Origin of the sequence: Herbaspirillum lusitanum (genome assembly GCF_026127345.1) — a bacterium.
Classification (GTDB): domain Bacteria; phylum Pseudomonadota; class Gammaproteobacteria; order Burkholderiales; family Burkholderiaceae_D; genus Herbaspirillum; species Herbaspirillum lusitanum.
Genome location: NZ_QXFG01000010.1, coordinates 444,675 through 470,676, shown reverse-complemented (window position 1 = coordinate 470,676; position 26,002 = coordinate 444,675). Strand labels below are relative to the sequence as shown.

22 protein-coding genes and 3 tRNA genes are annotated in these 26,002 nt (G+C 59.6%); 22 read left to right on the top strand and 3 right to left on the bottom strand.

Features of this window, described 5'->3' with window-relative positions:
• Nucleotides 1–122: 122 nt before the first annotated feature.
• From acpP to DXT88_RS16865, 22 genes are all read left to right on the top strand, one after another.
• Complete coding sequence (gene acpP / locus DXT88_RS16970) at nucleotides 123–362, top strand: acyl carrier protein (protein ID WP_007881445.1); 240 nt, start codon at nucleotides 123–125, stop codon at nucleotides 360–362.
• A gap of 30 nt (nucleotides 363–392) precedes the next feature.
• On the top strand, nucleotides 393–1,634 hold the full coding sequence (gene fabF, locus DXT88_RS16965) for a beta-ketoacyl-ACP synthase II (RefSeq protein WP_029363287.1): 1,242 nt from the start codon (nucleotides 393–395) through the stop codon (nucleotides 1,632–1,634).
• Nucleotides 1,635–1,690: 56 nt separating this feature from the next.
• On the top strand, nucleotides 1,691–2,173 hold the full coding sequence (locus DXT88_RS16960; RefSeq protein WP_016833543.1) for a protein YgfX: 483 nt from the start codon (nucleotides 1,691–1,693) through the stop codon (nucleotides 2,171–2,173).
• Nucleotides 2,174–2,288: 115 nt separating this feature from the next.
• Nucleotides 2,289–2,891 (top strand): RNA polymerase sigma factor RpoE, encoded by a 603-nt coding sequence (rpoE, locus tag DXT88_RS16955; RefSeq protein ID WP_016833544.1) that lies wholly within the window; start codon nucleotides 2,289–2,291, stop codon nucleotides 2,889–2,891.
• Between the two features lie 131 nt (nucleotides 2,892–3,022).
• On the top strand, nucleotides 3,023–3,703 hold the full coding sequence (locus tag DXT88_RS16950; RefSeq protein ID WP_265215172.1) for a sigma-E factor negative regulatory protein: 681 nt from the start codon (nucleotides 3,023–3,025) through the stop codon (nucleotides 3,701–3,703).
• 1 nt (nucleotide 3,704) lies between these two features.
• The gene (locus DXT88_RS16945; RefSeq protein WP_265215171.1) at nucleotides 3,705–4,730 is read left to right on the top strand and encodes a MucB/RseB C-terminal domain-containing protein; all 1,026 of its coding nucleotides are present in this window, start codon (nucleotides 3,705–3,707) and stop codon (nucleotides 4,728–4,730) included.
• A 17-nt stretch (nucleotides 4,731–4,747) separates the two neighbouring features.
• Nucleotides 4,748–6,241 carry a DegQ family serine endoprotease gene (locus DXT88_RS16940; protein ID WP_265215255.1) on the top strand — a complete coding sequence of 498 codons (1,494 nt, stop codon included), beginning with the start codon at nucleotides 4,748–4,750 and terminating at the stop codon, nucleotides 6,239–6,241.
• A gap of 108 nt (nucleotides 6,242–6,349) precedes the next feature.
• Nucleotides 6,350–6,604: a glutaredoxin family protein gene (locus DXT88_RS16935; protein ID WP_016833549.1), complete on the top strand. Its 255-nt coding sequence runs from the start codon at nucleotides 6,350–6,352 to the stop codon at nucleotides 6,602–6,604.
• Nucleotides 6,605–6,805: 201 nt separating this feature from the next.
• Entirely contained in the window at nucleotides 6,806–8,605 is a 1,800-nt protein-coding gene (gene lepA, locus DXT88_RS16930; protein ID WP_265215170.1) for a translation elongation factor 4, read from the top strand.
• Nucleotides 8,602–9,513: a signal peptidase I gene (gene lepB / locus DXT88_RS16925; RefSeq protein WP_265215168.1), complete on the top strand. Its 912-nt coding sequence runs from the start codon at nucleotides 8,602–8,604 to the stop codon at nucleotides 9,511–9,513. Before lepA ends, lepB begins: the two co-directional genes overlap by 4 nt.
• Nucleotides 9,514–9,721: 208 nt before the next feature.
• A complete protein-coding gene (rnc, locus tag DXT88_RS16920) occupies nucleotides 9,722–10,762 on the top strand; it encodes a ribonuclease III (RefSeq protein ID WP_265215166.1) in 1,041 nt (346 codons plus the stop codon).
• Entirely contained in the window at nucleotides 10,759–11,685 is a 927-nt protein-coding gene (gene era, locus DXT88_RS16915; RefSeq protein ID WP_265215164.1) for a GTPase Era, read from the top strand. The genes rnc and era overlap by 4 nt, the downstream gene beginning before the upstream one ends.
• Nucleotides 11,686–11,699: 14 nt before the next feature.
• Nucleotides 11,700–12,599: a DNA repair protein RecO gene (recO, locus tag DXT88_RS16910; protein ID WP_265215162.1), complete on the top strand. Its 900-nt coding sequence runs from the start codon at nucleotides 11,700–11,702 to the stop codon at nucleotides 12,597–12,599.
• 14 nt (nucleotides 12,600–12,613) lie between these two features.
• Nucleotides 12,614–13,864: a benzoate/H(+) symporter BenE family transporter gene (locus DXT88_RS16905; protein WP_265215160.1), complete on the top strand. Its 1,251-nt coding sequence runs from the start codon at nucleotides 12,614–12,616 to the stop codon at nucleotides 13,862–13,864.
• Nucleotides 13,865–13,868: 4 nt separating this feature from the next.
• Nucleotides 13,869–14,639: a pyridoxine 5'-phosphate synthase gene (gene pdxJ / locus DXT88_RS16900; protein ID WP_016833556.1), complete on the top strand. Its 771-nt coding sequence runs from the start codon at nucleotides 13,869–13,871 to the stop codon at nucleotides 14,637–14,639.
• A gap of 2 nt (nucleotides 14,640–14,641) precedes the next feature.
• Nucleotides 14,642–15,034: a holo-ACP synthase gene (acpS, locus tag DXT88_RS16895; protein WP_265215158.1), complete on the top strand. Its 393-nt coding sequence runs from the start codon at nucleotides 14,642–14,644 to the stop codon at nucleotides 15,032–15,034.
• Nucleotides 15,031–16,098, top strand: a complete 1,068-nt coding sequence (gene nagZ, locus DXT88_RS16890) for a beta-N-acetylhexosaminidase (RefSeq protein ID WP_265215156.1) — start codon at nucleotides 15,031–15,033, stop codon at nucleotides 16,096–16,098. Before acpS ends, nagZ begins: the two co-directional genes overlap by 4 nt.
• 21 nt (nucleotides 16,099–16,119) lie before the next feature.
• Entirely contained in the window at nucleotides 16,120–17,985 is a 1,866-nt protein-coding gene (gene uvrC, locus DXT88_RS16885) for an excinuclease ABC subunit UvrC (protein ID WP_016833559.1), read from the top strand.
• Between the two features lie 138 nt (nucleotides 17,986–18,123).
• Entirely contained in the window at nucleotides 18,124–18,714 is a 591-nt protein-coding gene (pgsA, locus tag DXT88_RS16880) for a CDP-diacylglycerol--glycerol-3-phosphate 3-phosphatidyltransferase (protein ID WP_016833560.1), read from the top strand.
• A 41-nt stretch (nucleotides 18,715–18,755) separates the two neighbouring features.
• A tRNA-Gly gene (locus DXT88_RS16875) sits at nucleotides 18,756–18,831 on the top strand.
• Nucleotides 18,832–18,954: 123 nt separating this feature from the next.
• Nucleotides 18,955–19,028, top strand: a tRNA-Cys gene (locus DXT88_RS16870).
• A gap of 10 nt (nucleotides 19,029–19,038) precedes the next feature.
• Nucleotides 19,039–19,114, top strand: a tRNA-Gly gene (locus tag DXT88_RS16865).
• A gap of 293 nt (nucleotides 19,115–19,407) precedes the next feature.
• Here DXT88_RS16865 and DXT88_RS16860 read toward each other — a convergent pair.
• From DXT88_RS16860 to DXT88_RS16850, 3 genes are read right to left on the bottom strand one after another with little or no spacing between them, the layout of a single operon-like run.
• Entirely contained in the window at nucleotides 19,408–20,433 is a 1,026-nt protein-coding gene (locus tag DXT88_RS16860) for a response regulator (protein ID WP_265215152.1), read from the bottom strand.
• Between the two features lie 8 nt (nucleotides 20,434–20,441).
• Nucleotides 20,442–23,384 carry an MHYT domain-containing protein gene (locus DXT88_RS16855; protein WP_265215150.1) on the bottom strand — a complete coding sequence of 981 codons (2,943 nt, stop codon included), beginning with the start codon at nucleotides 23,382–23,384 and terminating at the stop codon, nucleotides 20,442–20,444.
• A 58-nt stretch (nucleotides 23,385–23,442) separates the two neighbouring features.
• Nucleotides 23,443–25,893, bottom strand: coding sequence for a bifunctional diguanylate cyclase/phosphodiesterase (locus DXT88_RS16850; RefSeq protein ID WP_265215148.1), 2,451 nt, complete (start codon nucleotides 25,891–25,893; stop codon nucleotides 23,443–23,445).
• Nucleotides 25,894–26,002: the final 109 nt, after the last annotated feature.

Sequence of the window (26,002 nt, the reverse complement as noted above, 5' to 3'; positions counted from 1 at the left end):
CGTCTTTGGACGCAGATCGCAGCAACTTACTTATTCTTGTCGAGAATACTTAAAAGTAAATTTTTGGCGTGCAAACCTGATAAAATGCGCGCACTTTTGTAACCTATCCACTGGAGGCACTTATGTCCGATATCGAACAACGCGTTAAAAAGATCGTCGCTGAACAACTGGGCGTCGCTGAAGCAGACATCAAGACAGAATCGTCGTTCGTGGACGATCTGGGCGCAGACTCGCTCGACACCGTCGAACTGGTCATGGCACTGGAAGATGAGTTCGAAATGGAAATCCCTGACGAACAAGCTGAAAAGATTACAACCGTGCAACAGGCGATCGATTACGCCAAGGCACACGTCAAGGCCTAAGCTGGTTTTGAACGACTCTAGGAGAATTGCTTGAGCCGCTCACGTGAACGTCGTGTAGTCATTACCGGTCTTGGATGCATTTCACCCGTCGGCAACAATATTGCCGATGCGTGGGGCGCAGTCAAGGAAGGTAAGTCGGGCATTGCCACCATCACCAAGTTTGACGCCACTCCTTTTTCTACGCATTTTGCGGGAGAAGTGAAGGGCTTCAACATCGAAGATTACATCCCCGCCAAAGAAGCGCGCCACATGGATACCTTTATCCATTTCGGCATGGCGGCGGGCATGCAGGCCTTTCAGGACAGCGGCCTGGTAGTCACCGATGAAAACGCCGAGCGTATCGGCGTCATCATCGGTTCCGGTATCGGTGGCTTGCCGCTGATCGAGCAGACCCATGAAGAGCTGACCAATCGCGGCCCCCGCCGCATCAGCCCGTTCTTCATCCCGGCTTCGATCATCAATATGATTTCCGGCAACTTGTCCATCAAGTACGGTCTGAAGGGGCCTAATCTGGCCATCGTGACCGCTTGTACGACAGGTTTGCATTGCATCGGCTCCGCCAGTCGCATGATTCAGTACGGCGATGCCGACGTGATGATTGCCGGCGGTGCCGAATCCAGCGTTTCCCCGCTGGGCATCGGAGGTTTCGCCTCAGCGCGTGCGCTGTCCACCCGCAATGACGATCCGGCGACCGCCTCCCGTCCATGGGACAAGGACCGCGACGGTTTTGTGCTGGGCGAAGGCGCCGGCGTGATGGTGCTGGAAGAGTACGAGCACGCCAAGGCGCGCGGCGCCAAGATCTATGCAGAAGTGCTGGGTTTCGGCATGAGCGGCGACGCATACCACATGACCGCTCCGAGCCTGGACGGCCCGCGCCGTTGCGTGGTGTCGGCCTTGCGCGATGCAGGCGTGAATGCGGACGAAGTCCATTATCTGAACGCACACGGTACCTCGACGCCTCTGGGCGACAAGAATGAAACCGATGCAATCAAGGCCGCCTTCGGCGATCATGCTTACAAGATGGTCGTTAATTCCACCAAGTCCATGACCGGCCATCTGCTGGGCGGCGCGGGCGGACTGGAATCGGTGTTCACCGTGCTGGCGCTGCACAATCAGATCTCTCCTCCGACGATCAACATCTTCAATCAGGATCCGGAGTGCGATCTTGACTACTGCGCCAACCAGGCGCGCGACATGAAGATCGACATCGCCGTCAAGAATTCATTCGGATTCGGCGGCACCAACGGCACTTTGGTGTTCGGCAAGGTATAAACCTGGCCCGGCTTTCGACAGAAAGCCGGGTTTTGCTTTTCCACTCTCCCATTCCTATGTCGATAGCAGTCTCCGCGGATATCAAGCCTTCCCGTCTGCTTTTGATCATGATGGCGGCAGCAGCTGTCGCCGTTGCCTTCATCGGTGTCATTTTTGCCTTCGCTCTGGTCGGGCAATTGTCTTTTGTATTCAGGATGTCGCTGGCGGGGGCTTGTATCATCGCGGCCGCTCTGGCGTTCTGGCTGATGCTGAGAAACCGTACCACGGTCTGGCTGCATATTTCCGGGACCGGGCAGATCCGGCTGGTCGAGCATCACGCGGTGGTGCGCGCCAAGCCGGGGTCGCAAGTGATGAGCGGCGGTCTGGCGCAATTGCTGGCCGGGTCGACCGTCTGGCCGAATCTGCTGTTGTTGCGCCTGAGGCTGGAAAATGGTCGGATACGGACTATTCCGGTATTGCCCGACTCTGTCCCCAAGGAAACTTTTCGAGCGCTGCAAGTGGCTTGTCGATGGGTTGCGAGTCATAATAACGATGCCTGATGGCATGCACTCCACAAAAAAATCGAAAAGATAGTACGCTTATTGAATTAATTGCTTCGAAATGGATCAATGATTCGGTTTGCGCAGAAATGATAAAAAAACAAGGAAACTGGATTTGACGACGGAACGCGAAATTGATCAACTGCTTGTCGAGCGTGTGCAGCGTGGCGATAAGAAGGCGTTCGAGCTATTAGTTGCCAAATATCAACGGAAACTGATGCGGCTCGTTTCGCGCCTGGTGCGCGATCAGGCGGAAGCGGAAGATGTCGTGCAAGAAGCCTTCATCAAGGCTTACCGCGCGCTGCCGCAGTTTCGTGGCGATTCGGCGTTCTATACCTGGTTGTACCGCATCGGTATCAACACGGCCAAGAACTACCTTGTGACCATGGGCCGAAGGGCACCGACGTCGACGGAAGCAGATGCAGAAGAGGCTGAAACTTTTGACGACGGAGAGCACCTAAGAGACATCAATACTCCCGAGTCGATGTTGGCGACCAAGCAGATTGCCCAGACGGTCAACGTTGCGATGGAAGCCTTGCCGGAAGAATTGCGGACCGCGATTACCCTGCGCGAAATCGAGGGGTTGAGCTATGACGAGATCGCCGACGCCATGGGTTGTCCCATCGGTACGGTGCGCAGCCGGATCTTCCGGGCGCGCGAGGCGATTGCGGAAAAGCTGCGACCGCTGCTTGGAACGGCGCTCGACAAGCGCTGGTAAGCCGGCAGGCTGATTTTAAGTTGTACTTGAAGCACGGGAATTATGCGTTATATGACGTCGTAGGCGTCAATAAAAGACATAAAAATAAGAGCGGGTGATGGAACTGAAATTTTGTGGCCGGGTGACTACTTATGGATACCAAAGAAATTAGCAGAGAACAGATTTCGGCATTGGCCGACGGCGAGCTGGTTGACGCACATGTCAGCGTGGCTCTTGCCGTTTTACGCCAGCCGGACGAGCAGGCGACGTGGGATCTGTACCATCAGATCGGTGATGTCATGCGTTCGGAAGAAATGGCGTTTTCGCTCAGCGACGGCTTTGCCGCCAAGATGAGCGCGCGCCTTGACGCCGAGCCGACGATCATCGCCCCACAGTTGACGACGACCGCTGCCGAACAGATTATCGTTCCGGTGGCGGTGCATGATGCGACGGCTTCCAATGTCGTGTCGCTGGCGTCGACACGCAAGCGTTTTGTGCGCCGCTTCGTGATGCCGGGCGCTGCTGCAGCGGCAGCGATTGTCGCGGTTGTCCTGGTAACGGGGCAGCAGCAGTCGACTACAGTGGCCAGCGCTCCGGCGCCGGTTGTGTCGACGACAGCGACGGCAGTTGTGCCGTCGGCGATTACTACCGTGGCGTCCTCGTCCGCACCGCAAGGCACGGCAACGATCAGCAGTCTGGCGCAACAGGGCGAAGTCGCGCGCGATCCGCGTATCGACGACTACCTGCTGGCGCATCAGCGTTTCTCGCCTTCGATGTACAGCTCGACCCAGTACGCCCGTTCAGCGGCTTTCGCAATTGACTCAGACAAATAATATGCGGCAGACACAAGGTTTGCTCCGGGTCGTTCTTTTTCTTTCGGCAGTGGTAGCATTCTCCGCCAAGGCGGAGAATGCATTGCCGACAAAAGTAAACAACAATCAGGATGCGCAGGTCTTACTAAAAAAAATTCAATCCGCAGCGCAGCGGCTCAATTATTCAGGCACTTTCGTCTACCAGCAGTCCAACCAGATGCGCACTTCGCGCATCACGCACATTCTGTCCGGCAAAAACGAAATCGAGAAGCTGGAAGTTCTCGATGGCAAGCCGCGTGAATATATCCGCAACAACGACGACGTCGCCTGTTACGTTCCCGAGGCGAAAACCGTCCTGATCGAAAAGCGCGTCACGCGCGACGTGTTCCCGGCCATTCTTGCAGCCAATCCCACCGACCTGGTGGATTACTACAGCGTCAAGATGGGCGAGACCGGCCGTGTGGCGGGGCACGATTGCCAGGCGGTGATCCTCGAGCCCAAGGATAAATTGCGCTACGGCTACAAGCTATGGGCCGACAAGGCGACCGGCTTGCTGTTGCGTGCACAGACCTTCGATGCCAAGAACGAAGTGGTGGAGCAGATTTCCTTCACTCAGATCGAGATCGGCAACATCGACCACAATCGCGTCAAGCCGAGCATCACCAACACCAACGGCTGGCATATCGAAAATTCGGTCATGAGCCAGGTCAACCTGGCCGGCTGGTCGGTAACTCCGCCGCCGGGCTTCAAAAAAATCCAGGAAGTCAAACGCCTGATTTCCGACACGCAGAACACCGGCGCGTCCGCGACGCAGCATGGCGTGACGACACAGCGGGAAGTGTCGCAAATCGTGTTTTCCGATGGACTGGCGGCGATTTCCGTATTCATCGAGCCGGGTTCGCAGAGCCGTACCGAAGGCTCCATGCAGCAGGGCGCAATGAATATCGTGGGCCGTCGTCAAGGCGATTACTGGCTCACCGTAGTCGGTGAGGTGCCGGGCTCGGCCATTCGGCAAGTGTCGAATTCCATAGAATTCAAATCCAAATAATACGAAAAATACCAATGATGATTCCCGCCAAGAAAATCTTGTTGTCGTCGTTACTGAGCGCTTCCATTTTTGCCTTGTCTCCTGCGTTGACCGGCTTGAGTGCGGCGGTTGCAGCGCCTGCCGTCGCCGGCCTGCCTGACTTCGCGGATATCGTCGACCGCACCGGTCCGGGCGTGGTCAATATCCGCACCACTGAACGCGTCAAGACCGGCCAGCCGCAAGCCGGTGCGGACGATGAGGAAATGCAGGAATTTTTCCGCCGCTTCTTCGGCGTGCCGATGCCGCGCCAGCAGCAACCCAATACGCCGAACACACCGCGTCCTAATCCCAATCGCAAGGGCGGCAGCGCCCAGCAGGAAGAAGTGCCGCGCGGCGTCGGCTCCGGTTTCATCATTTCGGCAGACGGTTACATCATGACCAACGCCCACGTGGTTGAGGGCGCCAGCGACGTCTACGTGACGCTGACCGACAAGCGCGAGTTCAAGGCCAAGATCATCGGTTCCGACACCCGCACTGACGTGGCGTTGCTCAAGATTGACGGCAGCAGCCTGCCGCGTTTGGTGATCGGCGACTCGGACAAGATCCGCGCCGGCGAATGGGTGCTGGCGATCGGTTCGCCGTTCGGCTTGGAAAACACCGTGACCGCCGGCATCATTTCCGCCAAGGCGCGCGACACCGGCGATTACCTGCCGCTGATTCAGACTGACGTCGCGGTCAATCCCGGTAACTCCGGCGGCCCGCTGATCAATCTGAAGGGCGAAGTGATCGGCATCAATTCGCAGATTTACAGTCGTTCAGGCGGCTTCATGGGCATCTCTTTTGCGGTGCCCATCGATGAAGCGCTGCGCGTATCCGATCAACTGAAGGCTTCCGGTCGCGTCACGCGCGGCCGTATCGGTGTCCAAATCGGCGAAGTGACCAAGGACGTGGCCGAATCGCTGGGTCTGGCCAAGGCGCAGGGGGCGCTGGTGCAGCGCATTGAGCCGGGTGGCCCTGCAGAAAAGGGCGGGCTGGAAGCCGGCGACATCATTCTGAAATTCAATGGTGTCGCCATCGAGAAGCCGAGCGATCTGCCGCGCATGGTCGGCGGCACCAAGCCGGGTTCACGCGCGACTGTCAATATCTGGCGCAAGGGCAGTGCCCGCGATATCGCCGTGACCGTCGTGGAGATCGAAGCCGACAAGCCGGCCAAGGTGGAAGAGAAGAAGCCGAAGCAGGAAGCGGCGCCGAATTCCCTGGGTCTGGTGGTCAGCGATCTCACCGACGCGCAGAAGAAAGAACTCAAGGTCGACAGCGGCGTGCTGGTGGAGTCTGCAGTCGGCGTGGCGGCGGCAGCCGGTTTGCGTGCAGGCGATGTGGTCCAGCGACTCAACGACATCGATATCAAGGGCTCCAGGCAATTCAATGGCCTGGTGGCCAAGCTGGATCCGAAGAAGCGCGCGGCAGTGCTGGTGCGTCGCGGCGACTCGTCGCAGTTCGTGCCTCTGCGTCCAAGCGCCAGCGGCAACTGAGAATGCGGGGCGCAAGCCCGCGTCCACGTCATTCTTTCAGCATGAAGGCTGCACCCCACGGGTTGCAGCCTTTATTTTGTGAACTTCGCGCCTGAACCGGAACGTCCGATGTCCTCTGTCCATTTCATCCTGTATTCCCGTTCCTACTGTCACTTATGCGAGGACATGCTGCACGCGCTGGAAAAATTCCGCCCGGCGTACGACTTCACTGTGGAGATTATCGACGTTGATGCCGACGAAGCGCTGGTGCGGCGCTATGACGAACTGGTGCCGGTACTCGTCGGACAACGGCAAGGGCAGCCTGCAGTACAGCTATGCCATTATTTTCTGGATGTCGCGGCTGTTGAAAAATTCTTGCTTTAAAGCAATTGATTCGATATTTCGGTTGCCGGGCAATCCCAAGGCCACAGAATCACTCCGGACCGCAAGCCGTCAATGGCTTATTCGGGTTTTACCCTCTGAAATCCGGTAGAATGACGGGTTGAACAAAAGCTGTTGTAAAGGCGCTCAATTGGGAGACGCTCCCATTCTGGAGCGCCTTTTTTCATCGTTTTCTGCAATTTAATGAACAATATCCGTAATTTCTCGATCATTGCCCATATTGACCACGGCAAATCCACGCTCGCCGATCGCATTATCCAGTTGTGCGGCGGCCTCTCCAACCGCGAGATGGAAGCTCAAGTGCTCGACTCGATGGACATCGAGCGCGAGCGCGGCATCACCATCAAGGCGCAAACCGCAGCCTTGCATTACAAGGCGCTGGACGGCCAGATCTACAACCTCAACCTGATCGATACGCCGGGCCACGTCGACTTCAGTTATGAAGTCAGCCGCTCGCTGTCGGCATGCGAAGGTGCGCTGCTGGTCGTCGACGCATCGCAAGGCGTGGAAGCGCAGACTGTGGCCAACTGCTACACGGCGCTGGAGCTGGGTGTTGAAGTGGTCCCCGTGCTCAACAAGATCGACTTGCCGTCGGCCGACCCCGACAACGCCAAGAGCGAGATCGAAGAAGTCATCGGTATCGATGCCTCCGACGCCACGTCATGCTCGGCCAAAACCGGCCTGGGCGTACAAGACGTCATCGAAGCGATGATCGCCAAAGTGCCGGCGCCGAAGGGCGATCCGGACGCGCCGTTGCAGGCGCTGATCATCGATTCCTGGTTCGACAATTACGTCGGCGTGGTCATGCTGGTGCGCATCGTCAACGGTACCTTGCGTCCGAAGGAAAAAATCTTCCTGATGGCGACCGAGTCGACGCACCTGACCGAAAGCATCGGCGTCTTCACGCCCAAGTCGCAATCGCGCGAAACGCTGTCGGCAGGGCAGGTCGGCTTCATCATCGCCGGCATCAAGGAATTGAAGGCGGCCAAGGTCGGCGACACCGTCACGCTGGCTGCGAACAAGGCCAGCGAGCCGCTGCCGGGCTTCAAGGAAGTGCAGCCGCAAGTGTTCGCCGGCCTGTTCCCGGTCGAAGCGAATCAATACGACGCGCTGCGCGACTCGCTCGAAAAACTCAAGCTCAACGACGCCGCCCTGCAATACGAACCGGAAGTCTCGCAAGCGCTGGGCTTCGGCTTCCGCTGCGGCTTCCTCGGGTTGCTGCACATGGAAATCGTGCAGGAACGTCTCGAGCGCGAGTTCGACATGGACCTCATTACGACCGCACCGACAGTGGTGTACGAAGTCGTGATGCGCGATGGCGCAGGCACCATCCTGATGGTCGACAATCCGTCGAAGATGCCGGAGCCGTCCAGGATCGAAGAGGTGCGCGAGCCTATCGTCACGGTCAATCTGTACATGCCGCAGGAATATGTCGGCTCGGTCATCACGCTGTGTACGCAAAAGCGCGGCGTGCAGATCAACATGAGCTACCACGGCAAGCAGGTGCAACTGACCTACGAAATGCCGATGGCCGAAATCGTGCTCGACTTCTTCGATCGCCTGAAGTCGACCTCGCGCGGCTATGCGTCCATGGACTACGAGTTCAAGGAATACCGTTCGGCCGACGTGGTCAAGGTCGACATGCTGATCAACAGTGAAAAGGTCGATGCCCTGGCCATCATCGTGCACCGAGCCAACAGCCAGTTCCGCGGCCGCGCCGTGGCTGCCAAGATGCGTGAGCTGATTCCGCGCCAGATGTTCGACGTGGCGATCCAGGCCGCCATCGGCGCCACCATCATTTCGCGTGAAAACGTCAAGGCGTTGCGCAAGAACGTGCTGGCCAAATGCTACGGCGGCGACATCAGCCGCAAACGCAAGCTGCTCGAAAAGCAGAAGGCCGGCAAGAAGCGCATGAAACAGGTCGGCTCGGTGGAAATTCCGCAGGAAGCATTCCTGGCAATCTTACAAGTGGACGACAAATGAACCTGCAGGCTCTCTTAGGCAATTTCGCACTGATTCTGTTCGTGTTGATGGTGCTGACCGGCGTCATCTGGTTCATGGATACTTATTTCTGGTCCAGGCAACGACGCGCGAAGGCCGATGCCGCACTGGCCGAGTTCGATGCCCGCATCGCCAAAAACGCCAGCGACGGCGTCAAGAGCGACACCTCCAGCCGCGCCAGGATCGAAGCCGATCTGTTGCGTCAGCCGACCTGGATCGAATATTCGGGCAGCTTCTTCCCGGTCATCGCGCTGGTGTTTTTCCTGCGCTCGTTCCTGTATGAGCCGTTCAAGATTCCATCGAGCTCAATGGTGCCGACCCTCCTGGTGGGCGACCTGATCCTGGTGAACAAATACACCTACGGCATTCGCTTGCCGATCGTGAACAAGAAGATCATCAGCATCAACGATCCGCAGCGCGGCGACGTGATGGTGTTCAAATACCCGAAGGATACGACGGTTGACTACATCAAGCGCGTTGTCGGCGTGCCAGGTGATAAAATTGTCTATAAAAACAAGCACCTAACAGTAAATGGTAAAGAAGTTTCTTACAAGCCATTGCCAGATTATCTGGATGATGAGAATCTGACGTACTATAAGCAATGGCAGGAAAACCTGACCGGCGTCGATCACAAGATACTGACGGATGAGCGCGCTCCCAATTTTGTACCGAATCCGGACGCTTTCCCTCAGCATGAACTATGCAGCTACAACACGGAAGGCTTTGCCTGCACCGTGCCTGCCGGGCAGTACTTCATGATGGGCGACAACCGCGACAACAGCCTGGACAGCCGCTATTGGGGCTTCGTGCCGGATCAGAACATTGTCGGAAAAGCATTTTTTGTCTGGATGAATCTGGGTAATCTGAAGCGTATCGGCAGTTTCCATTAAGTTTCTGTCAGGCATTGATTCTTCGGAAGCGGAACACGGCATTTTCCCGGTGTTTTTCTCTGCTCCAGGAAAATCCAACAGCCAGCCGTCCGGCGTATTCTGTAACGACGACGGCGGGCTGCAGGTAACGGCCGGATGGCCTGGGAGGTCGGCGAAAGGCGGCAAGACAGCGCAGCCGGGTTCGCATCTCTAAGCGACGGATGAATAAATGGATCCATTAGTATTGCAAAATCGGCTGGGGCACAACTTCAAGGACGCTACGTTACTGCAGCAGGCCTTGACGCATCGTAGCCATAGCAGCTTGCATAACGAACGCCTCGAATTTCTCGGCGACTCTATCCTCAACTGTGTCGTCGCTTCGCTCCTGTTCGACCGTTACAACAAGATCGACGAGGGCGACTTGTCGCGCCTGCGCGCCAACCTCGTCAAGCAGCAATCGCTGTACGAAATCGCCCAACGCCTCGATCTGTCGCAGTTTTTGCGGCTCGGCGAAGGCGAGCTGAAGTCGGGTGGCTTCCGCCGTCCGTCGATTCTGGCCGACACGCTGGAAGCGCTGTTCGGCGCGATTTTCCTCGACGCCGGTTTCAACGCCGCGCGCGACGTGATTCGCTCCCTGTACATCCCGATTCTCGACACCGTCGACCCGAAGACGCTCGGCAAGGACGCCAAGACGCTGCTGCAGGAATATCTGCAGGGCAAGAAAATCCCGCTGCCGCAATACAACGTGGTCGCCACGCACGGCGCGGCGCACAACCAGGAATTTGAAATCGAATGCCTGGTGCCCAAGCTGGAAATCCAGGTCTTCGGCACCGGCGGCAGCCGCCGCGCAGGCGAACAGGCTGCCGCCAAACTGGCGCTGGAAGCGGTCCAGGCCGCGTTGGTCAAGACGCCTGCAGCGACACGCAAACCGCGCGCGCGCACCACGCAGCTCAAGCTGGCGGGCATCGCCACGATCCAGCCTGACGCACCGAACGAGGAGTTGCCGCCGGCTGCCGAGGCGTCCTCCGCCAAGCCTGAAAAACTGGAGAAGCCGGTTGCAGTCAAAGCTTCCAAAAGCGAAGCCAAACCTGAATTGAAAGCGGAAGCCAAGGCCGAAACAAAAGCTGAGGCAAAAGTCGACAGCAAAGCCGAACCAAAAACGACCGACGGAAAAAGCGACGCCAAGGCCCCGGCTGCCGCCGATCTGAACGATTCCCGCACCGAGGCGCCGGCCCCGACGCTCTCAGCAACACAAAGCAAAACCGCATGACAGACCTTAACGCCCCTTCCGACGCATCAACCGACGCATTGTCTGATTATCGATGCGGTTACATCGCCATTGTCGGTCGCCCGAACGTCGGCAAATCGACATTGATGAATGCACTGATCGGCGCCAAAGTCAGCATCACGTCGCGCAAGGCGCAAACTACGCGTCACCGCATCACCGGTATCCAGACAATCAACAACACGCAATTCGTCTACGTCGATACGCCGGGCTTCCAGACGCGTCACAGCAACGCCCTGAACAAGACGCTGAACCGCACCGTCACCTCCACGCTGACTGCTGCCGACGTGATTTTGTACGTGATCGAAGCGGGCACGTTCGGACCGGCCGACAAGCAGGTCATGGCGCTGTTGCCGGCCAACGTACCGTGCATCCTGGTGATGAACAAGTCCGACCGCAGCAAGGACAAATCGGTGCTGATGCCGTTCGCACAGGAAGTCGCGTCGCAGCACAATTTCGCCTCCGTGGTGCCGGTTTCCGCCAAGCAGCGCTTCCAGCTGGATTCCCTGCAGGAAGAGATTCGCAAGCTGCTGCCGGTCAATCCGCCGATGTTCGACGAAGACGACATCACCGATCGCAGCGAGAAATTCCTGGCGTCGGAAATCGTGCGCGAAAAGGTATTCCGTTTCGTCGGTGAAGAGCTGCCATACACCAGCACCGTCCTGATCGAGAAATTTGAACAGGAAGGCGACCTGCGCCGCGTGTTCGCCGCCATCCTGGTCGAACGCGACGGCCACAAGTCCATGGTGATTGGCAACAAGGGCGCGCGCCTGAAAGAAATATCGACACAGGCGCGCCTGGACATGGAGCGCCTGTTCGGCGGCCCGGTCTATCTGGAAATCTGGGTCAAGGTCAAATCCGGCTGGGCTGATAACGAAGCCGGATTGCGCGCCTACGGCTACGAATAGCAAACACATACTCTATGGCTGCGATCACCGCTGATTCCGCTGTTGGTCAACCTCAAGCACTGGACGCCGAAGCCCTGAGCGCTGCGGCCGCCGAGTCTGCGTTGGCCAACGCCAAAAATTCCGCTGCACCCAAGCGCTCGCCGCGCGCAACTGGCGCGACCGGCGCCACCGGAACCGCGCGCCGTCCCAAAGTCCCTGAAAAAGACACCCGCGTCCAGGCCCAGCCCGGTTTCGTGCTGCACAGCTATCCCTACAAGGAAACCAGCCTGATCGTCGACGTCTTCTCGCGCGATCACGGTCGCGTGGCCCTGGTCGCGAAGGGCGCAAAACGTCCTCACTCCAAACTGCGCGGCGTGCTGCAGACTTTCCAGCCGTTGTCGGTAAGCTGGAGCGGCAAATCCGAAGTGCGCACGCTGACCGCGGCCGAATGGGTCGGCGGGCTGCTGCCGCTGGAAAAATCGGCCTTGCTGTGCGGCTTTTATCTCAATGAATTGCTGGTCAAACTGCTGGCGCGCGAGGATGCGCATCCGGCCCTGTTCGACCACTACGTCTCGACGCTGAACCAGTTGGCGCATGGTGAATCGACGCCCATCGTGCTGCGCAAGTTCGAGCGCGCCCTGCTAAAGGAAACCGGCGTGGCCGGCGACTGGACCGTCTGCGTCACCAATGGCAAGCCGGTTGCGCCGGACGACACCTACGTCGTGGATCCGGAGCAGGGTGTGCGTTTCCCGCGGCTGTCCGATGCCGGGCCCAAAGTGTCCGGCAAGACCTTGCTCGACATGGAAAAGGAAGACTACAGCGACGCCACCACGCAGAGTCAGAGCAAATTGCTGATGCGCTCGCTGCTGTCGCACCATCTCGGCGGCGCCCAACTGAACACGCGTCAGATTCTGATCGATCTGTCGCAACTCTGAGTTCGGGAATCCACGTGTTCAAAGACTTTTCCTGGTCTGGCGCGGCGGCGGGTTTTGTCGCCGTGCTGATCGGTTTCACCAGTTCCGCCGCCATCATCTTCCAGGCCGCCGCCGCCGCCGGCGCCACACCCGGCCAGATCAGTTCGTGGATCTTCGCGCTCGGCGTGGGCATGGGCGTGACCTGCATCGGCCTGTCGCTGTATTACCGCACCCCGGTCGTCACCGCCTGGTCGACGCCCGGCGCCGCGTTGCTGATCACCGGGCTGGCCGGCCTGAGCATGCCGCAGGCCATCGGAGTGTTCATGTTTTCCGCTGCGCTGGTGACGATCTGCGGCGTGACCGGATTGTTTGCGCGGGCGATGAACCGCATTCCCATTTCCATCGCCGCCGCCATGCTGGCCGGCATCCTCGCGCGTTTCGGCATGGACGTGTTCGTGGCCATGAAACTCGAGTTCGGCCTGGTGCTGCTGATGTTCGCCGCCTACCTGTTCGGCAAGCGTTGGTTGCCGCGCTATGCCATCATCCTGGTGCTGGCGCTCGGCACCGCCTTCGCCGGTGCGCAAGGCTTGTTGAAATTCGACAGCTTCCACCTGGCGCTCGCCACACCCGAATTCGTCATGCCGGAGTTCACGCTGACCAGCCTGCTGGGTGTCGGCATTCCCTTGTTCGTGGTGACCATGGCATCGCAAAATGCGCCCGGCGTGGCCATCATGCGCGCCTCCGGCTACAACACGCCGGTGTCGCCGCTGATGACGTGGACCGGCCTGACCACGTTGGTGTTGGCGCCGTTCGGCTGTTTCTCGATCTGCCTGGCTGCGATTACCGCCGCCATTTGCATGGGCAAGGAAGCGCATGAGGACCCTTCCCGGCGTTACATGGCAAGCGTTGCCGCCGGCGTGTTCTACCTGATTGCCGGTGTGTCCGGCGCCACGGTGGTGGCCTTGTTTGCCGCCTTTCCCAAGGCGCTGATCATGGCGATCGCCGGGCTGGCCCTGTTCGGCACCATCGCCAACGGCCTGACCGTGGCCATGGCCAATGAAAAGCAGCGCGAAGCGGCGCTCATCACATTCCTCGTGACCGCCTCCGGCGTGTCGCTGTTCGGCATCGGCACCGCCTTCTGGGGCCTGATCGCCGGCGGCCTGGCGCTGCTGGTGTTCAACGGGCGCTGGCAGCGGGGCGCCGCCATCGATACCCGCGTCAGCAACGACGCCAAAGCGACGCACGCGCCATCTACCACCCCATCCACCCCCAGCACATCGCGATAATTCCATGAGCTTCCTGAATCCCGTCGGCCCCGCCATCGAGCTGGGCATCAATATCGACCACGTCGCCACCTTGCGCAATGCGCGCGGCACCACTTATCCGGATCCGATCCAGGCTGCTTTGCAGGCCGAAGAAGCCGGCGCCGACGCGATCACGCTGCATCTGCGCGAAGACCGCCGCCACATCCGTGACGCCGATGTCGAGGCGATCCGTCCGCTGCTGCGCACGCGCATGAATCTGGAGGCGGCGGTGACCAGCGAGATGATCGATTTTTCCTGCCGCATCAAGCCGCAGGATTCCTGCCTGGTGCCGGAGAAGCGCACCGAAATCACCACCGAAGGCGGGCTCGACGTGGTCACCCATTTCGCCCAGGTGCAAGCCGCAGTGAAACAGCTGCAGGCCGAAGGCATCCGCGTCAGCCTGTTCATCGATCCCGACGACGAGCAGATCAAGGCCGCCGCCGAAACCGGCGCCCCGGTGATCGAATTGCATACCGGCCGCTACGCCGAGGCGCATGACCAGGCTGAAATGGCGAAGGAGCTGGAACGCGTACGCGCCGGCGTGCTTGAAGGCATCCGTCGCGGCCTCAAGGTCAACGCCGGTCACGGGCTGCATTACACCAACGTGCAAGCCATCGCCGCAATTCCCGATATCGCCGAACTCAATATCGGCCACGCCATCGTCGCGCAAGCCGTGTTCGTCGGCTGGCACAAGGCGGTCAGCGACATGAAGGCGATCATGCTCAGAGCACGTCTTGATGCAACCGGAAAAGCCTGATCATGATCTACGGCATCGGTACCGACATCCTGCAGATTTCGCGCCTCAAGGCGACGCTTGCGCGGCGCGGCGACCGCTTCGCTGAAAAGATCCTCGGCCCGGAAGAAATGATCAAGTACCTGAGCCGCAAGGCCAAGGTCGAAGCGCGCGGCATCAGTTTCCTCGCCACGCGCTTCGCCGCCAAGGAGGCGTTTTCCAAGGCCATCGGCCTGGGCATGCGCATGCCGATGACCTGGCGATCGATGCAGACGCTCAACGCACCGAGCGGCAAGCCGGTCGTGGTGTGCAGCGGCCAGCTCAAGGCCTGGATGGAAGAAAAGGGACTGACCGCGCAAGTCTCGATCACCGACGAGGTGGACTATGCGGTCGCATTCGTCATCGCGGAGAAAACATGAAGGCAGCAGGTCAAGTGCAACAATCACTTCAATCACCTCAATCACGCCAACCGCCCGGTCCCGTCATGCTCGACGTGGTCGGCACCACGCTCACGGCGGAAGACATACGCCGCATTCAACATCCGCTGACGGGCGGTGTGATCCTGTTCGCGCGCAACTATGAAAACCGCCAACAACTGGTGACGCTGACGCAAGGCATCCATGCCGCGCGTCCCGGCGTGCTGATTGCCGTCGACCACGAAGGCGGCCGCGTGCAGCGGTTCAGGACCGATGGCTTCACCCATCTGCCGGCCATGCGCACGCTGGGCGAACTGTGGGACCGCGACGTGCTGCAGGCGACCAAGGTAACGACCGCGGCCGGCTACGTGCTGGCGTCGGAATTGCGCGCCTGCGGCGTCGACCTGTCGTTCACGCCGGTGCTCGATCTCGACTTCGGCGGCTCGTCCGTGATCGGCACGCGCTCCTTCCATCGCGATCCGCGCGTGGTGACGTTGTTGGCCAAGAGCCTCAACCACGGCCTGGCGCTGGCCGGCATGGCCAATTGCGGCAAGCATTTCCCCGGCCACGGTTATGTCACGGCCGATTCGCATGTCGACTTGCCGGTTGACGAGCGCCCGCTCAAGGACATCCTCGGCGACGACGCCGCGCCTTACGACTGGCTCGGCATGAGCCTGACCGCCGTGATGCCGGCGCACGTGATCTATCCGAAGGTGGACAAGCACCCGGCCGGTTTTTCGAAGAAGTGGCTGGGCATCCTGCGCAAGGATCTCGGTTTCCAGGGAGTGATCTTCAGCGACGACCTCAGCATGCACGGCGCCAGCGTCGCCGGCGGTGCGCTCGACGGTGCAAATGCCGCGCTGCGGGCGGGCTGCGACATGGTGCTGATGTGCAATTCGCCGGACAAGGCGGATCAGCTGCTGAGCGGCTTGCGGACCAAGGTATCGCCGGCTTCGGCTGCGCGTATCGCTGCGCTGGTGCCGCAAGGCGCGGCGCCGGAATGGGATGAGCTGCAACAGGATGGGCGCTTCCTCGCGGCGAAAAAGCTGCTGCAGTCGCTCGCGTGATTTTTTCCTGATTTCGCCAGCATGTCTGACATCCCGTCTCCTTCGCCAGTTGATCCGCGCGAGATCGTCCTCGAGACGGTCGCCAAACTGCCGCACCTGCCCGGCGTATATCGCTATTTCGATGCGGAAGACAACGTGCTGTACGTCGGCAAGGCGCGCGACCTCAAGAAGCGCGTGTCGAGCTATTTCCAGAAGACGCTGAGCAGCCCGCGCATCGCCATGATGGTGGAGCGCATCGCGCGGCTCGAGACCACGGTCACCCGCAGCGAAGCCGAAGCGCTGCTGCTGGAAAACAACCTGATCAAGACGTTGCGGCCGCGCTTCAACATCCTGTTCCGCGACGACAAGTCTTATCCGTACCTGAAGATCACCGGCCACGCCTATCCGCGCATGGCCTATTACCGCGGCGCGGTGGACAAGAAGAATCAGTACTTCGGTCCGTTCCCGAATGCCTGGGCGGTCAAGGAATCTATCCAGATCCTGCAGAAGGTGTTCCTGCTGCGCACCTGTGAAGACACGGTCTACGCCAACCGCACGCGTCCTTGCCTGCTGCACCAGATCCATCGCTGCAGCGGCCCGTGCGTGAAGCTGATCAGCACCGAAGATTACGCGCTCGACGTCGAGAACGCCTCCAAATTCTTGCGCGGACGCCAGAGCGAAGTACTCGACGCGCTGGAGAAAAAAATGCACGCCTACGCCGGCGAACTCAAGTTCGAGCAGGCCGCGGCGGTGCGCAACCAGATCACCTCGCTCTCCAGCGTCCTGCATCAGCAGACCATGGAAACCGGCGGCGACGCCGACATCGACATCATCGCCGTGATCGTGCAGGGCGGTCGCGCCTGCGTGAACCTGGCCATGGTGCGCGGCGGCCGCCATCTGGGCGACCGGGCCTATTTCCCGACGCATGTCGACGGCGCGATTCCCGACGGCGAAGAGTCGATCGAAGCCGAAGTGCTGAAGGCCTTCATCGCCCAGCATTACATCGAGAAATTCATCCCCGGCAACCTGATCGTCAATACCGAGTTCGACGATCCGGCCCTGATGCTGGCGCTGATGGAGCAATGCGGCCATCGCATCACGCTCACGCTGCAGCCGCAGGGCCAGCGTCGCCAGTGGCTGGAGATGGCGCACAAGGGCGGCGAAATCGCGCTGGCGCGCTTGTTGTCCGAACAGGGTTCGCAACAGGCGCGCACGCGCGCGCTGGTCGAGGCGCTCGGCACCGAGGTGGAAGACATTGAAGCCCTGCGCGTGGAGTGTTTCGACATCAGCCACACGCAAGGCGAAGCGACCCAGGCCTCGTGCGTGGTGTTCCATCATCACGCGATGCAGAACGGCGAATATCGCCGCTACAACATCAACGACATCACCCCCGGCGACGACTACGCCGCGATGCGCCAGGTGCTCACGCGCCGCTATGAAAAAGTCGCCAACGGCGACGGCGCCATGCCCGACATCGTGCTGATCGACGGCGGCAAGGGCCAGGTCGAAATCGCGCGCCAGGTCTTCACCGAACTTGGTCTCGACATCAGCCTCATCGTCGGCGTGGCCAAAGGGGAAGGGCGCAAGGTCGGCCTCGAGACGCTGGTCTTTGTCGACGGCCGCGCGCCGCAAGAGCTCGGCAAGGAATCAGCGGCGCTGATGCTGATCGCCCAGATCCGCGACGAAGCACACCGCTTCGCCATCACCGGCATGCGCGCCAAACGCGCCAAGGCGCGGCAGACTTCACGGCTCGAAGAGATCGAAGGGATCGGCGCCAAGCGCCGGCAAAAGCTGCTGGCGCGCTTCGGCGGCTTGCGCGGCGTTGCCGACGCCAGCATCGATGAACTGGCCTCGGTGGAGGGGATTTCACACACGCTGGCCGAAGAAATCTATCGCCAGCTGCATTGAGCTATTGATTTCTTTTGCTTCGCCTGCAAGTGCGAGGCGGGAGCAGCTTTTCCACCCATAACAAGTTTTAAGAGGCGGCTCTGATACTATCTCGGTAAATTTCAATCCGCGTACCCGTCGACGACAACAAATAAACGTATGCCATTCAACTTCCCCATTTTGCTCACCTGGTTGCGTGTCGCCCTGATTCCGCTGGTGGTCGGCGTGTTTTATGTGCCGGAGCTCGGCCTCTCGCGCTTCGAACAGGGCGTGGCGTCGACGGCGATATTCGTCGTGGCCGCCGCCACCGATTGGTTCGACGGTTTCCTGGCCCGGCGCTGGAACCAGACCTCGGCGTTCGGCGCCTTCCTCGATCCGGTTGCCGACAAGCTCATGGTCACCGGCGCGCTGCTGGTGCTGGTGCATCTGGACCGTGTACATCCGATCACGGCCTTCATCATCATCGGCCGCGAGATCGCCATCTCGGCGTTGCGTGAATGGATGGCGCAGCTCGGGGCCTCCAAATCGGTGGCCGTCAGTTCGCTCGGAAAAATCAAGACCACGGCGCAGATGATCGCCATTCCGATGCTGCTGTTCTACTCCGATCTGTTCGGCATAATCGACACGCGCGCTTGGGGCCATTGGCTATTGCTGATCGCCGCAGTGTTGACGGTATGGTCGATGCTGTACTACCTGCGCAAGGCCTGGCCGCTCATTAAAAAAGTGCAGGAAAGTAAAAGTGGCGCTTGACTTCTCCTATGGAAGCTCTATAATAGCGTTCTGTTGTTGATGCGGGAGTAGCTCAGTTGGTAGAGCGATACCTTGCCAAGGTATAGGTCGAGAGTTCGAGCCTCTTCTCCCGCTCCAGAATTACTAAAGGAAGCGCAAAACGCTTCCTTTTTTCATTGTGAGAGTTTGTCGTCAGCTGGAAAACTTCTTCGGAAGCCGGTTGAAAATACATCGCAATTGACAGCAGTTTCAGTGTCCCCTGGCGGGGTAGCAAAGTGGTTATGCAGCGGCCTGCAAAGCCGTTTACGCCGGTTCGATCCCGACCCCCGCCTCCAAACACTCCATGCGGGAGTAGCTCAGTTGGTAGAGCGATACCTTGCCAAGGTATAGGTCGAGAGTTCGAGCCTCTTCTCCCGCTCCACATTATGTCTGCAGGCGTCCCCTGGGCGCCTGCCAGTCCCTGAAAAAAGGAGCTTCGGCTCCTTTTTTCATTTCCCCAAGCTACCGGAATCCTTTCGTGGCCAGCGTTTTCGAGGTCCCATCAAGACCCGGGGGACGGAGGCGGCTCCCACCCCATTCCGGGGTGTTGCCCGGCTGCTGATCCGCCAGGAAAAACATGTATTTCCGGCAATTTTCCTTGTTGTCCTGCCCAGGCAGTGTCCCCGCACGATGAAGCTCATGCGCTTGCGAAGGGCATCGCCTGCCGAGCGCCAGCTAGCCACGGTGGATGACATCCTCGTCCATCCATTGCGCTCGCACCTCCAATATCTGAGGCAGGCACTCCATAAAAATCTCCACTAGTTCAGGGTCGAAATGCTTGCCGCTTTCGCTACGGATATGGGCAGCGGCGTCCTCAGGAGACCAGGCATTCTTGTAGGGGCGCACGCTGGTCAGGGCGTCGAATACATCGGCGATCGCGACGATGCGCGCTGCATGGGGTATGTCGTCTCTTGCCAGTCTGTTGGGGTAGCCGCTGCCATCCCATTTTTCGTGATGACTCAACGCGATGGATGCAGCCATCCGCAGCATTCTGGAGGTGTGATTGCCGATAATCTTTGCGCCGATCTCGGAATGCTGTTGCATCACTCGCCATTCGTCGGCCGTCAGCGCTCCCGGTTTGCACAGGATGGCGTCGGGGATGCCAATTTTCCCTACGTCGTGCATGGGCGCTGCATGCAAGAGATCATTCGCTTCGCGGCTGCTGTAACCGGCGGCAATCGCGATAATCTTTGCGTAGTTGCTCATGCGAATCACGTGCAGCCCGGTTTCGTTGTCCTTGTATTCGGCGGCCGCGCCAAGACACTGGACGATTTTCAGGCGCGTCTCCTGCAACTCCTGAGCGCGGACCAGGGACAAATGCGTGCGCACGCGGGCCTGGACGATGTGCGGGCTAAAAGGTTTGGTGATGTAGTCAACCGCTCCCAGTTCCAATCCTTGCTGCTCATTTTCTGCGTCGGCCAGGGCCGTCACGAAGATGACGGGAATTTCCGCCATCGACGACTCTTGTTTCAGTGTCGCGCAGACTTCATAGCCCGACATGGCGGGCATCATGACGTCGAGCAAAATCAGGTCGGGAGGATCCGAACGGGCCAGATCGAGCGCCGCCTGCCCGCTTTTTGCAAAGAGGAGGCGGTAGTCGCTTTGCAGCGTATGGCGCAGCACGTGCAGGTTGGTGGGTTCATCGTCGACCAGCAGGAGGGTCTGACGAGAATCGTTCAAGTCGTCTTTGTTTCTTTGCATTTTTCTGCTCACTTTTTTTCATTCGGATTGCCGTGCTCGGCGATGAGTTTTTCCACCAGCGCGTGGGCCTGCCGGAACTCAAAAGATTCCGTAGCGGAGCGCAAGGATTGCGCCTGTGCGCGCTGTTGTCTGTTTTCCAGTCCGCTGCATGCGCGGTCCAGCATGTCGTCAGCCAATTCATTGCGGGCAAGCGCCTTGCGCAGAGCATGCAGCGACACGAGCAGGTCCTCGGGCGAAGATGCCGGCGTCGGGACCTCGGCAGCGTAGCGCTTGGACACCTCGTGTCGTACCGCCTCGATACTGTCGCGCAATTGCGGCAGCAGCGCCCGGGCCTCCGCATGCTGCGCGGATTTCATTTTTGCTTCCATGTCGCCGGCGAGCTTGCTGACGACGGGCAATGCCAGGTTGCCGGCTACGCCCCGCAAGCTGTGAAGGCTGAGCAGGGACGCTTCCCAGTCGATATCCTCGGCCTCGGCCGCCAGCAAGGGATATCTTTCGGCTGCCGTCTCCAGCAGCTGCTGCAGCGAGAGCATCAGGCGTCCTTCATTTCCCCACAGGGTTGCCCCGCGATTCCAGTCGACGACAGGCGAGGCAAGAGGAGTGGCGGGGAACTCTCTCGCCGGCGCTTCGGCCTGCTCCGGTATGTCTAGCACGATGGCGATTTCCTCGAACAAGCGCGGCACGTCCAGGGGCTTGATGGCAAAGCCGTCCATCCCGGCCTGCAGGGCGGCACGGCGGTCTTCCGTCATGACGCTGGCGGTCAAGGCAATCACCGGCATGCGGCGAAGTCCCAGCGTGCGTTCATGCTGGCGTATTAGTTGCGTGGCTTGGAGTCCGTCGATAACGGGCATGTGGACGTCCATCAGGGCGACGTCGAAAGACCCTTCCTTGAATTTTTGCACCGCTTCGGCGCCGTCCCGGGCCAATGTGACGGAGTGCCCTTGGCTTTCCAGCACCAATGACAGCAGTTCCAGGTTCTGGGCAACGTCGTCGGCGGCCAGGATACGAAGTGCCGGCAGAGCGCGGCAGTTGGCCTTTGCCGGATGGGTGTTTTCGGGTGCATTGGCCTGCGGTAGCGAAAGCCATACATGAAAGGTGCTGCCGCGTCCGGGTTCGCTGACGACCTCAATGCGGCCGCCCATGAGTTCAGCGAGCTGTCGCGCGATCGTCGTACCCAGGCCCGTACCTCCGAACCGGCGGCTGATGGAGGCATCGGCTTGCGTAAAAGGAGAAAAGATGGACTCGGCCTGTTGTTGCGTCATCCCGATGCCAGTGTCCCGAACCTGCACGTGAATCATCTCGTTCTCGAGCCCGAATAAGACATCGACGCCTCCCTGTTCGGTGAATTTGATCGCGTTACCGATAAGGTTGGTCAGGATCTGCAGCAGCCGCAATGGATCGCCCCGGAAATAGTCGGGCGTATCGGCGCCGTAGTGCGTGGTCAGGGTCAGGTTCTTGGCATGTGCGCTCAATCGCAAGGAGGACTCGACTTGCATGGACATGGCCCGGAGGGAAAACACGGTCTCCTCCAGGTCCAGATGCCCTTTCTCCATTTTGGTCGTATCCAGGATGTCGTTGATCAAGCGGAGCAACGAGCGCGACGATTGCCGGACCGTGTTCAGATGATCGCGTTGTGCAGGCGTCAGGTCGGACTGCAGCAGCAGTTCGGTGAAGCCGATGATGGAATTCATCGGCGTGCGGATTTCATGGCTCATGTTCGCCAGGAAACTGCTCTTCGCCGCAGCCGCATGGTTGGCGCGCTCGGCCGTCTCGCGCAGCGACGCTTCCAGCGCATGGCGCTCGCTGATATCGGTGACGAAGCCGACAAACAGCATTTCGTCCGAGAGCAGCACCTGTCCGACTGCCAGGCGCAGCGGTATGTGCTCGCCGCTTCGGCGCAGTCCCATGACTTCGCGGCTGGTGCCGGCAATATCAGGCTGGCCCGATGTGACGTGTTTCTTCAGGTAGCCGTCATGGCCGGATCGGTCAGGCTCCGGCATCAGCACAGTGATGTTGCGTCCTATGACTTCGTCGGCGCGCCAGCCGAAGAGTCGCTCGGCCGCTGGGTTGAAGGCCTGGATCAGCCCCTTGCTGTCGATGGTGATGATGCCGTCGACCGTCGTCTCGAGGGTGGCCTTCAAGCGCGACCGGTGTTCGTCGACCTCCTGGTACAGTTCGCGCGAACGGATCAGTCCATTGAGCGCCGCGACCATCACCGTCACGGTAATGGTGAAGGAAGACAGTCCCAGCGATGCGAACGCGGTGCTGAGCAGCAGGCCATTGCCGGCGATGCCGGGTTCGCCGATGAAGCGCACGGCCGCCATGCCCGTGTAGTGCATGCCCGCGATCGCCAGGCCCATCACGATGCCGCTCACGTAAAACCGTTGTATGCGGTTCAGGCTGGTTTGCTGCACGCCGTAGCGTATCCACAGGGCCAGCGTCGCCAACGTCACGGCGACGACGATGGATACGGCAAACGTCACGGGCTCGTAGCGCATTTGCAGCGGTGTTTGCATGGCGGCCATGCCGGTGTAGTGCATGGCGCCTATGCCGGCGCCAACGATGGTGCCGCTGGTGACGAGCTGCAGCTTGCTGATGTTGTGCTGGACCAGCCGATGCAGCGCGAACCACGAGGCGGCACAGGCCGGTATCAGCGAGAACAGCGTCACGCGTGTTTCATAATGGACGTGCGTGGGCAATTCGAACGCCAGCATGCCGATGAAATGCATGGTCCAGATACCGCCGCCCAGAGCGACCGCGCCGGTGGCGATCGCCGTGTGCCGATACAGGCGATTCTTGGTTCGGCGCGCGATCTGTGCGGACTGCAGCGCCATCGTCGACGAGAAAATCGACACGAACAACGACAGCAGGACCAGGGCGCCGTCATAGGATCCGTGCACCAGCGATCCATGATGAGAAGACGCCATGAAAAAGGAACTCATATCGTGCATTGTTCGTCCGTTCTTGCCTTGTCAGCGTTGTGATTGATCGTTATCTGTCTCAATTCGTCTATGCTCCCGGCAGTGGTGTGGGCATGGCCCCAGCCGCTGGCAGGGAAGGGGGCAGGCACGGGCTCGGGGCTTCGGCGAGGTGCGTGAGGTGCCTGAAAACGCCAATGGATTGCGGCGGGCCCAACAGGTAGCCCTGGGCCTCCTGGCAGGATTCCGCGCGCAGGAATGCAAGCTCTTCTTCGGTTTCGACGCCTTCCGCGATGACCGGCAGTTCCAGGCCGCGCCCCAGGCCGAGTACCGCGCGCACGATGGCGGCGGCTTGCTTGTTGACGTTGACGGACTTGATGAACGATTGATCGATCTTGATCTTGTCAAACGGGAAGGCGCGCAAATTGGACAGCGAGGAATAACCGGTTCCGAAATCATCCATGGCGATGCGGACGCCCAGCTCCTTGAGCTGGCGTAACATGGTCAGAGCCCTGCCGGGGTCGCGGATCAAGGCCGTTTCCGTGATTTCCAGCTCAAGGCGGTTTGCATGCAAGCCGGTCTGGGCCAGGATATCCCCAACGGATTGCACAAATCCCGGGCTATGCAGTTGCGCCGCGGAGACGTTGACCGACAGGCTCAACGGGTTGTTCCAGGTCGCTGCTTGCTGGCATGCTTCGCGCAAAACCCATTCGCCGATGTGCAAAATGAGATTGCATTCCTCGGCGATGGGGATAAAAACGCCGGGCGGGACGTTGCCCCGCTCGGGATGCTGCCAGCGCAGCAGCGCCTCGAAACCGAGCACTTCACGACCGATGATTTGCGCCAGTGGCTGATAGACAAGGGAGAGTTCATTCCGGGTGATGGCAAACCGCAAGTCGTGCTCAATCTTGCGGCGATCCCGGACCTGTTCGCCCATCGCCTCTTCAAAGAATCGATAGACGCCGCGTCCGTCCGATTTAGCGCGATAAAGCGCCGTGTCGGCGCAGCTCATCAACGACGTGTCGTCTCCCGCATCATTTGGAAACACGGCAATACCGATGCTGGCCGATATCATCGCGCTCGACGTCGAAACGCGTTGATTCTCGGCCTTGAATGCATTGATGAGCTCCTGCGCGATCCGACCCGCTTGCTTCGGGTCGCCAAGGCCCGGCGCGATGATGGCGAATTCATCGCCGCCGAGGCGGGCCATCATTTGCCCCTGGCGCAGCACCAGCTTGGCCGTATATGCCACGGTCTGGAGCAGTTTGTCGCCGGCGGCGTGGCCAAACAGGTCATTGACCTCCTTGAACCTGTCCAGGTCCAGGCACAACACCGCCATGCACTTATCCTCGTGCTGCCCGCCGGGAGCATGCTCTTCGAGCAATTGCTGCAATCTCTGGTTGAAAGCATTGCGGTTGGAAAGACCCGTCAATGTGTCATGGTGAGCCAGGAAATAAATATCCTTTTCCGCCTTTTTGCGATCCCTCAGATCGCGAATAGCCACGACTATTTTCTGCCTGTTTCCATAGATGACAGGCCGGGAGAACGCCTCCACTGCGAAGGGCGCGCCGACAACAGGCTGCAGCATGGTTTCGAAAGCAATGCTGGAATTACTGCCCAGGCAGTTCCGCGCCGCCCCGGGGTCGGGAAGAATCGACATCAGATTGGCGCCAACCAGTTGATCCACGCTGCAGCCGGCCAAATTGGCAAGGCTGATATTGGCCGTCGTGATCACGTTGTCTTCGCATACCAGCAGACCTTCGAAAGCGGCGTTTGCGAGACTGTTGAGACGATCGATTGCCAATTGGGCCTGGCGCCGCTCCCGGATGTCGAGTGCGAAGCCGGCGAAGGTCAGCAAAAAAATGGTGAAGCTGGCGATCGTCACCATGATCGCCAGCCAAGAGGTCGGAATGGCGTTGGGCGATACCGAGACGCCGGGATCGAGCACCAGCACCGCGGCAGCCATGGCCGTGAAGTGATGACTGCAGATGGCGAGCGTCAACAACAGCGCTCCCATCGAGATCGACGTATAGGTTTTCGCGCGTAGTCCGACGGGCAGCGATATTGCGCCGAAGCTTGCGCCCAGGATGACGGAGGCCGCCACCAGCGGCATATTCCAGAGAATCCGGCCGGCGATTTCAAATGCCGCCATGCCCGTGTAATGCATCACGGCAATGCCCCCGCCTGCCAGAGCGCCGCCAAGCCAGCGTCCGTACTTCAGGTTGGGGGAGGAGGCCGCTGCAAAACTCGCTATCGTCAACACGATGGCTGCGATCAACGAGAGCAGAGTCAGGGCGATGTTGTAGCCGCTTTGGATGCCAGGCGAGTAGGCCAGCATGGCGATGAAATGCGTCGCCCAGATGCCAAAGCCGGTGGCGATGCCCGCCACACAGAGCCAGACTCTGCGCACGAATCCGCTTGATCGGCTGACATGGTGCAGGAGATTGATTGCCGTGAAGGAAGCGATGGTGCAAATGACGGCGGCAAGGACGACGAGCCGCAGATCGTGCTTGAACACGATGCAGTCATAAATCGTAAACATGGGCTAGAAACCTTTCGCATTTTTGATATTTTTTATTAACACTCGCAGCCCATATGCGAATCCGTCCCTTATCCTCAATGGCTATTCCTCTCATTACTGGTCGTAAAAA

Excerpts from the sequence above, each read along its gene's own strand:
- pgsA (WP_016833560.1), top strand. The coding sequence starts at position 18,124 with ATGCCATTCAACTTCCCCATTTTGCTCACCTGGTTGCGTGTCGCCCTG.
- lepB (WP_265215168.1), top strand. The coding sequence starts at position 8,602 with ATGAACCTGCAGGCTCTCTTAGGCAATTTCGCACTGATTCTGTTCGTG.
- DXT88_RS16860 (WP_265215152.1), bottom strand. The coding sequence starts at position 20,433 with ATGCAAAGAAACAAAGACGACTTGAACGATTCTCGTCAGACCCTCCTG.
- uvrC (WP_016833559.1), top strand. The coding sequence starts at position 16,120 with ATGTCTGACATCCCGTCTCCTTCGCCAGTTGATCCGCGCGAGATCGTC.
- DXT88_RS16855 (WP_265215150.1), bottom strand. The coding sequence starts at position 23,384 with ATGCACGATATGAGTTCCTTTTTCATGGCGTCTTCTCATCATGGATCG.
- recO (WP_265215162.1), top strand. The coding sequence starts at position 11,700 with ATGGCTGCGATCACCGCTGATTCCGCTGTTGGTCAACCTCAAGCACTG.
- DXT88_RS16960 (WP_016833543.1), top strand. The coding sequence starts at position 1,691 with ATGTCGATAGCAGTCTCCGCGGATATCAAGCCTTCCCGTCTGCTTTTG.
- lepA (WP_265215170.1), top strand. The coding sequence starts at position 6,806 with ATGAACAATATCCGTAATTTCTCGATCATTGCCCATATTGACCACGGC.
- pdxJ (WP_016833556.1), top strand. The coding sequence starts at position 13,869 with ATGAGCTTCCTGAATCCCGTCGGCCCCGCCATCGAGCTGGGCATCAAT.
- DXT88_RS16945 (WP_265215171.1), top strand. The coding sequence starts at position 3,705 with ATGCGGCAGACACAAGGTTTGCTCCGGGTCGTTCTTTTTCTTTCGGCA.
- rnc (WP_265215166.1), top strand. The coding sequence starts at position 9,722 with ATGGATCCATTAGTATTGCAAAATCGGCTGGGGCACAACTTCAAGGAC.
- DXT88_RS16950 (WP_265215172.1), top strand. The coding sequence starts at position 3,023 with ATGGATACCAAAGAAATTAGCAGAGAACAGATTTCGGCATTGGCCGAC.
- era (WP_265215164.1), top strand. The coding sequence starts at position 10,759 with ATGACAGACCTTAACGCCCCTTCCGACGCATCAACCGACGCATTGTCT.
- acpS (WP_265215158.1), top strand. The coding sequence starts at position 14,642 with ATGATCTACGGCATCGGTACCGACATCCTGCAGATTTCGCGCCTCAAG.
- DXT88_RS16850 (WP_265215148.1), bottom strand. The coding sequence starts at position 25,893 with ATGTTTACGATTTATGACTGCATCGTGTTCAAGCACGATCTGCGGCTC.
- DXT88_RS16940 (WP_265215255.1), top strand. The coding sequence starts at position 4,748 with ATGATTCCCGCCAAGAAAATCTTGTTGTCGTCGTTACTGAGCGCTTCC.
- nagZ (WP_265215156.1), top strand. The coding sequence starts at position 15,031 with ATGAAGGCAGCAGGTCAAGTGCAACAATCACTTCAATCACCTCAATCA.
- DXT88_RS16935 (WP_016833549.1), top strand. The coding sequence starts at position 6,350 with ATGTCCTCTGTCCATTTCATCCTGTATTCCCGTTCCTACTGTCACTTA.
- acpP (WP_007881445.1), top strand. The coding sequence starts at position 123 with ATGTCCGATATCGAACAACGCGTTAAAAAGATCGTCGCTGAACAACTG.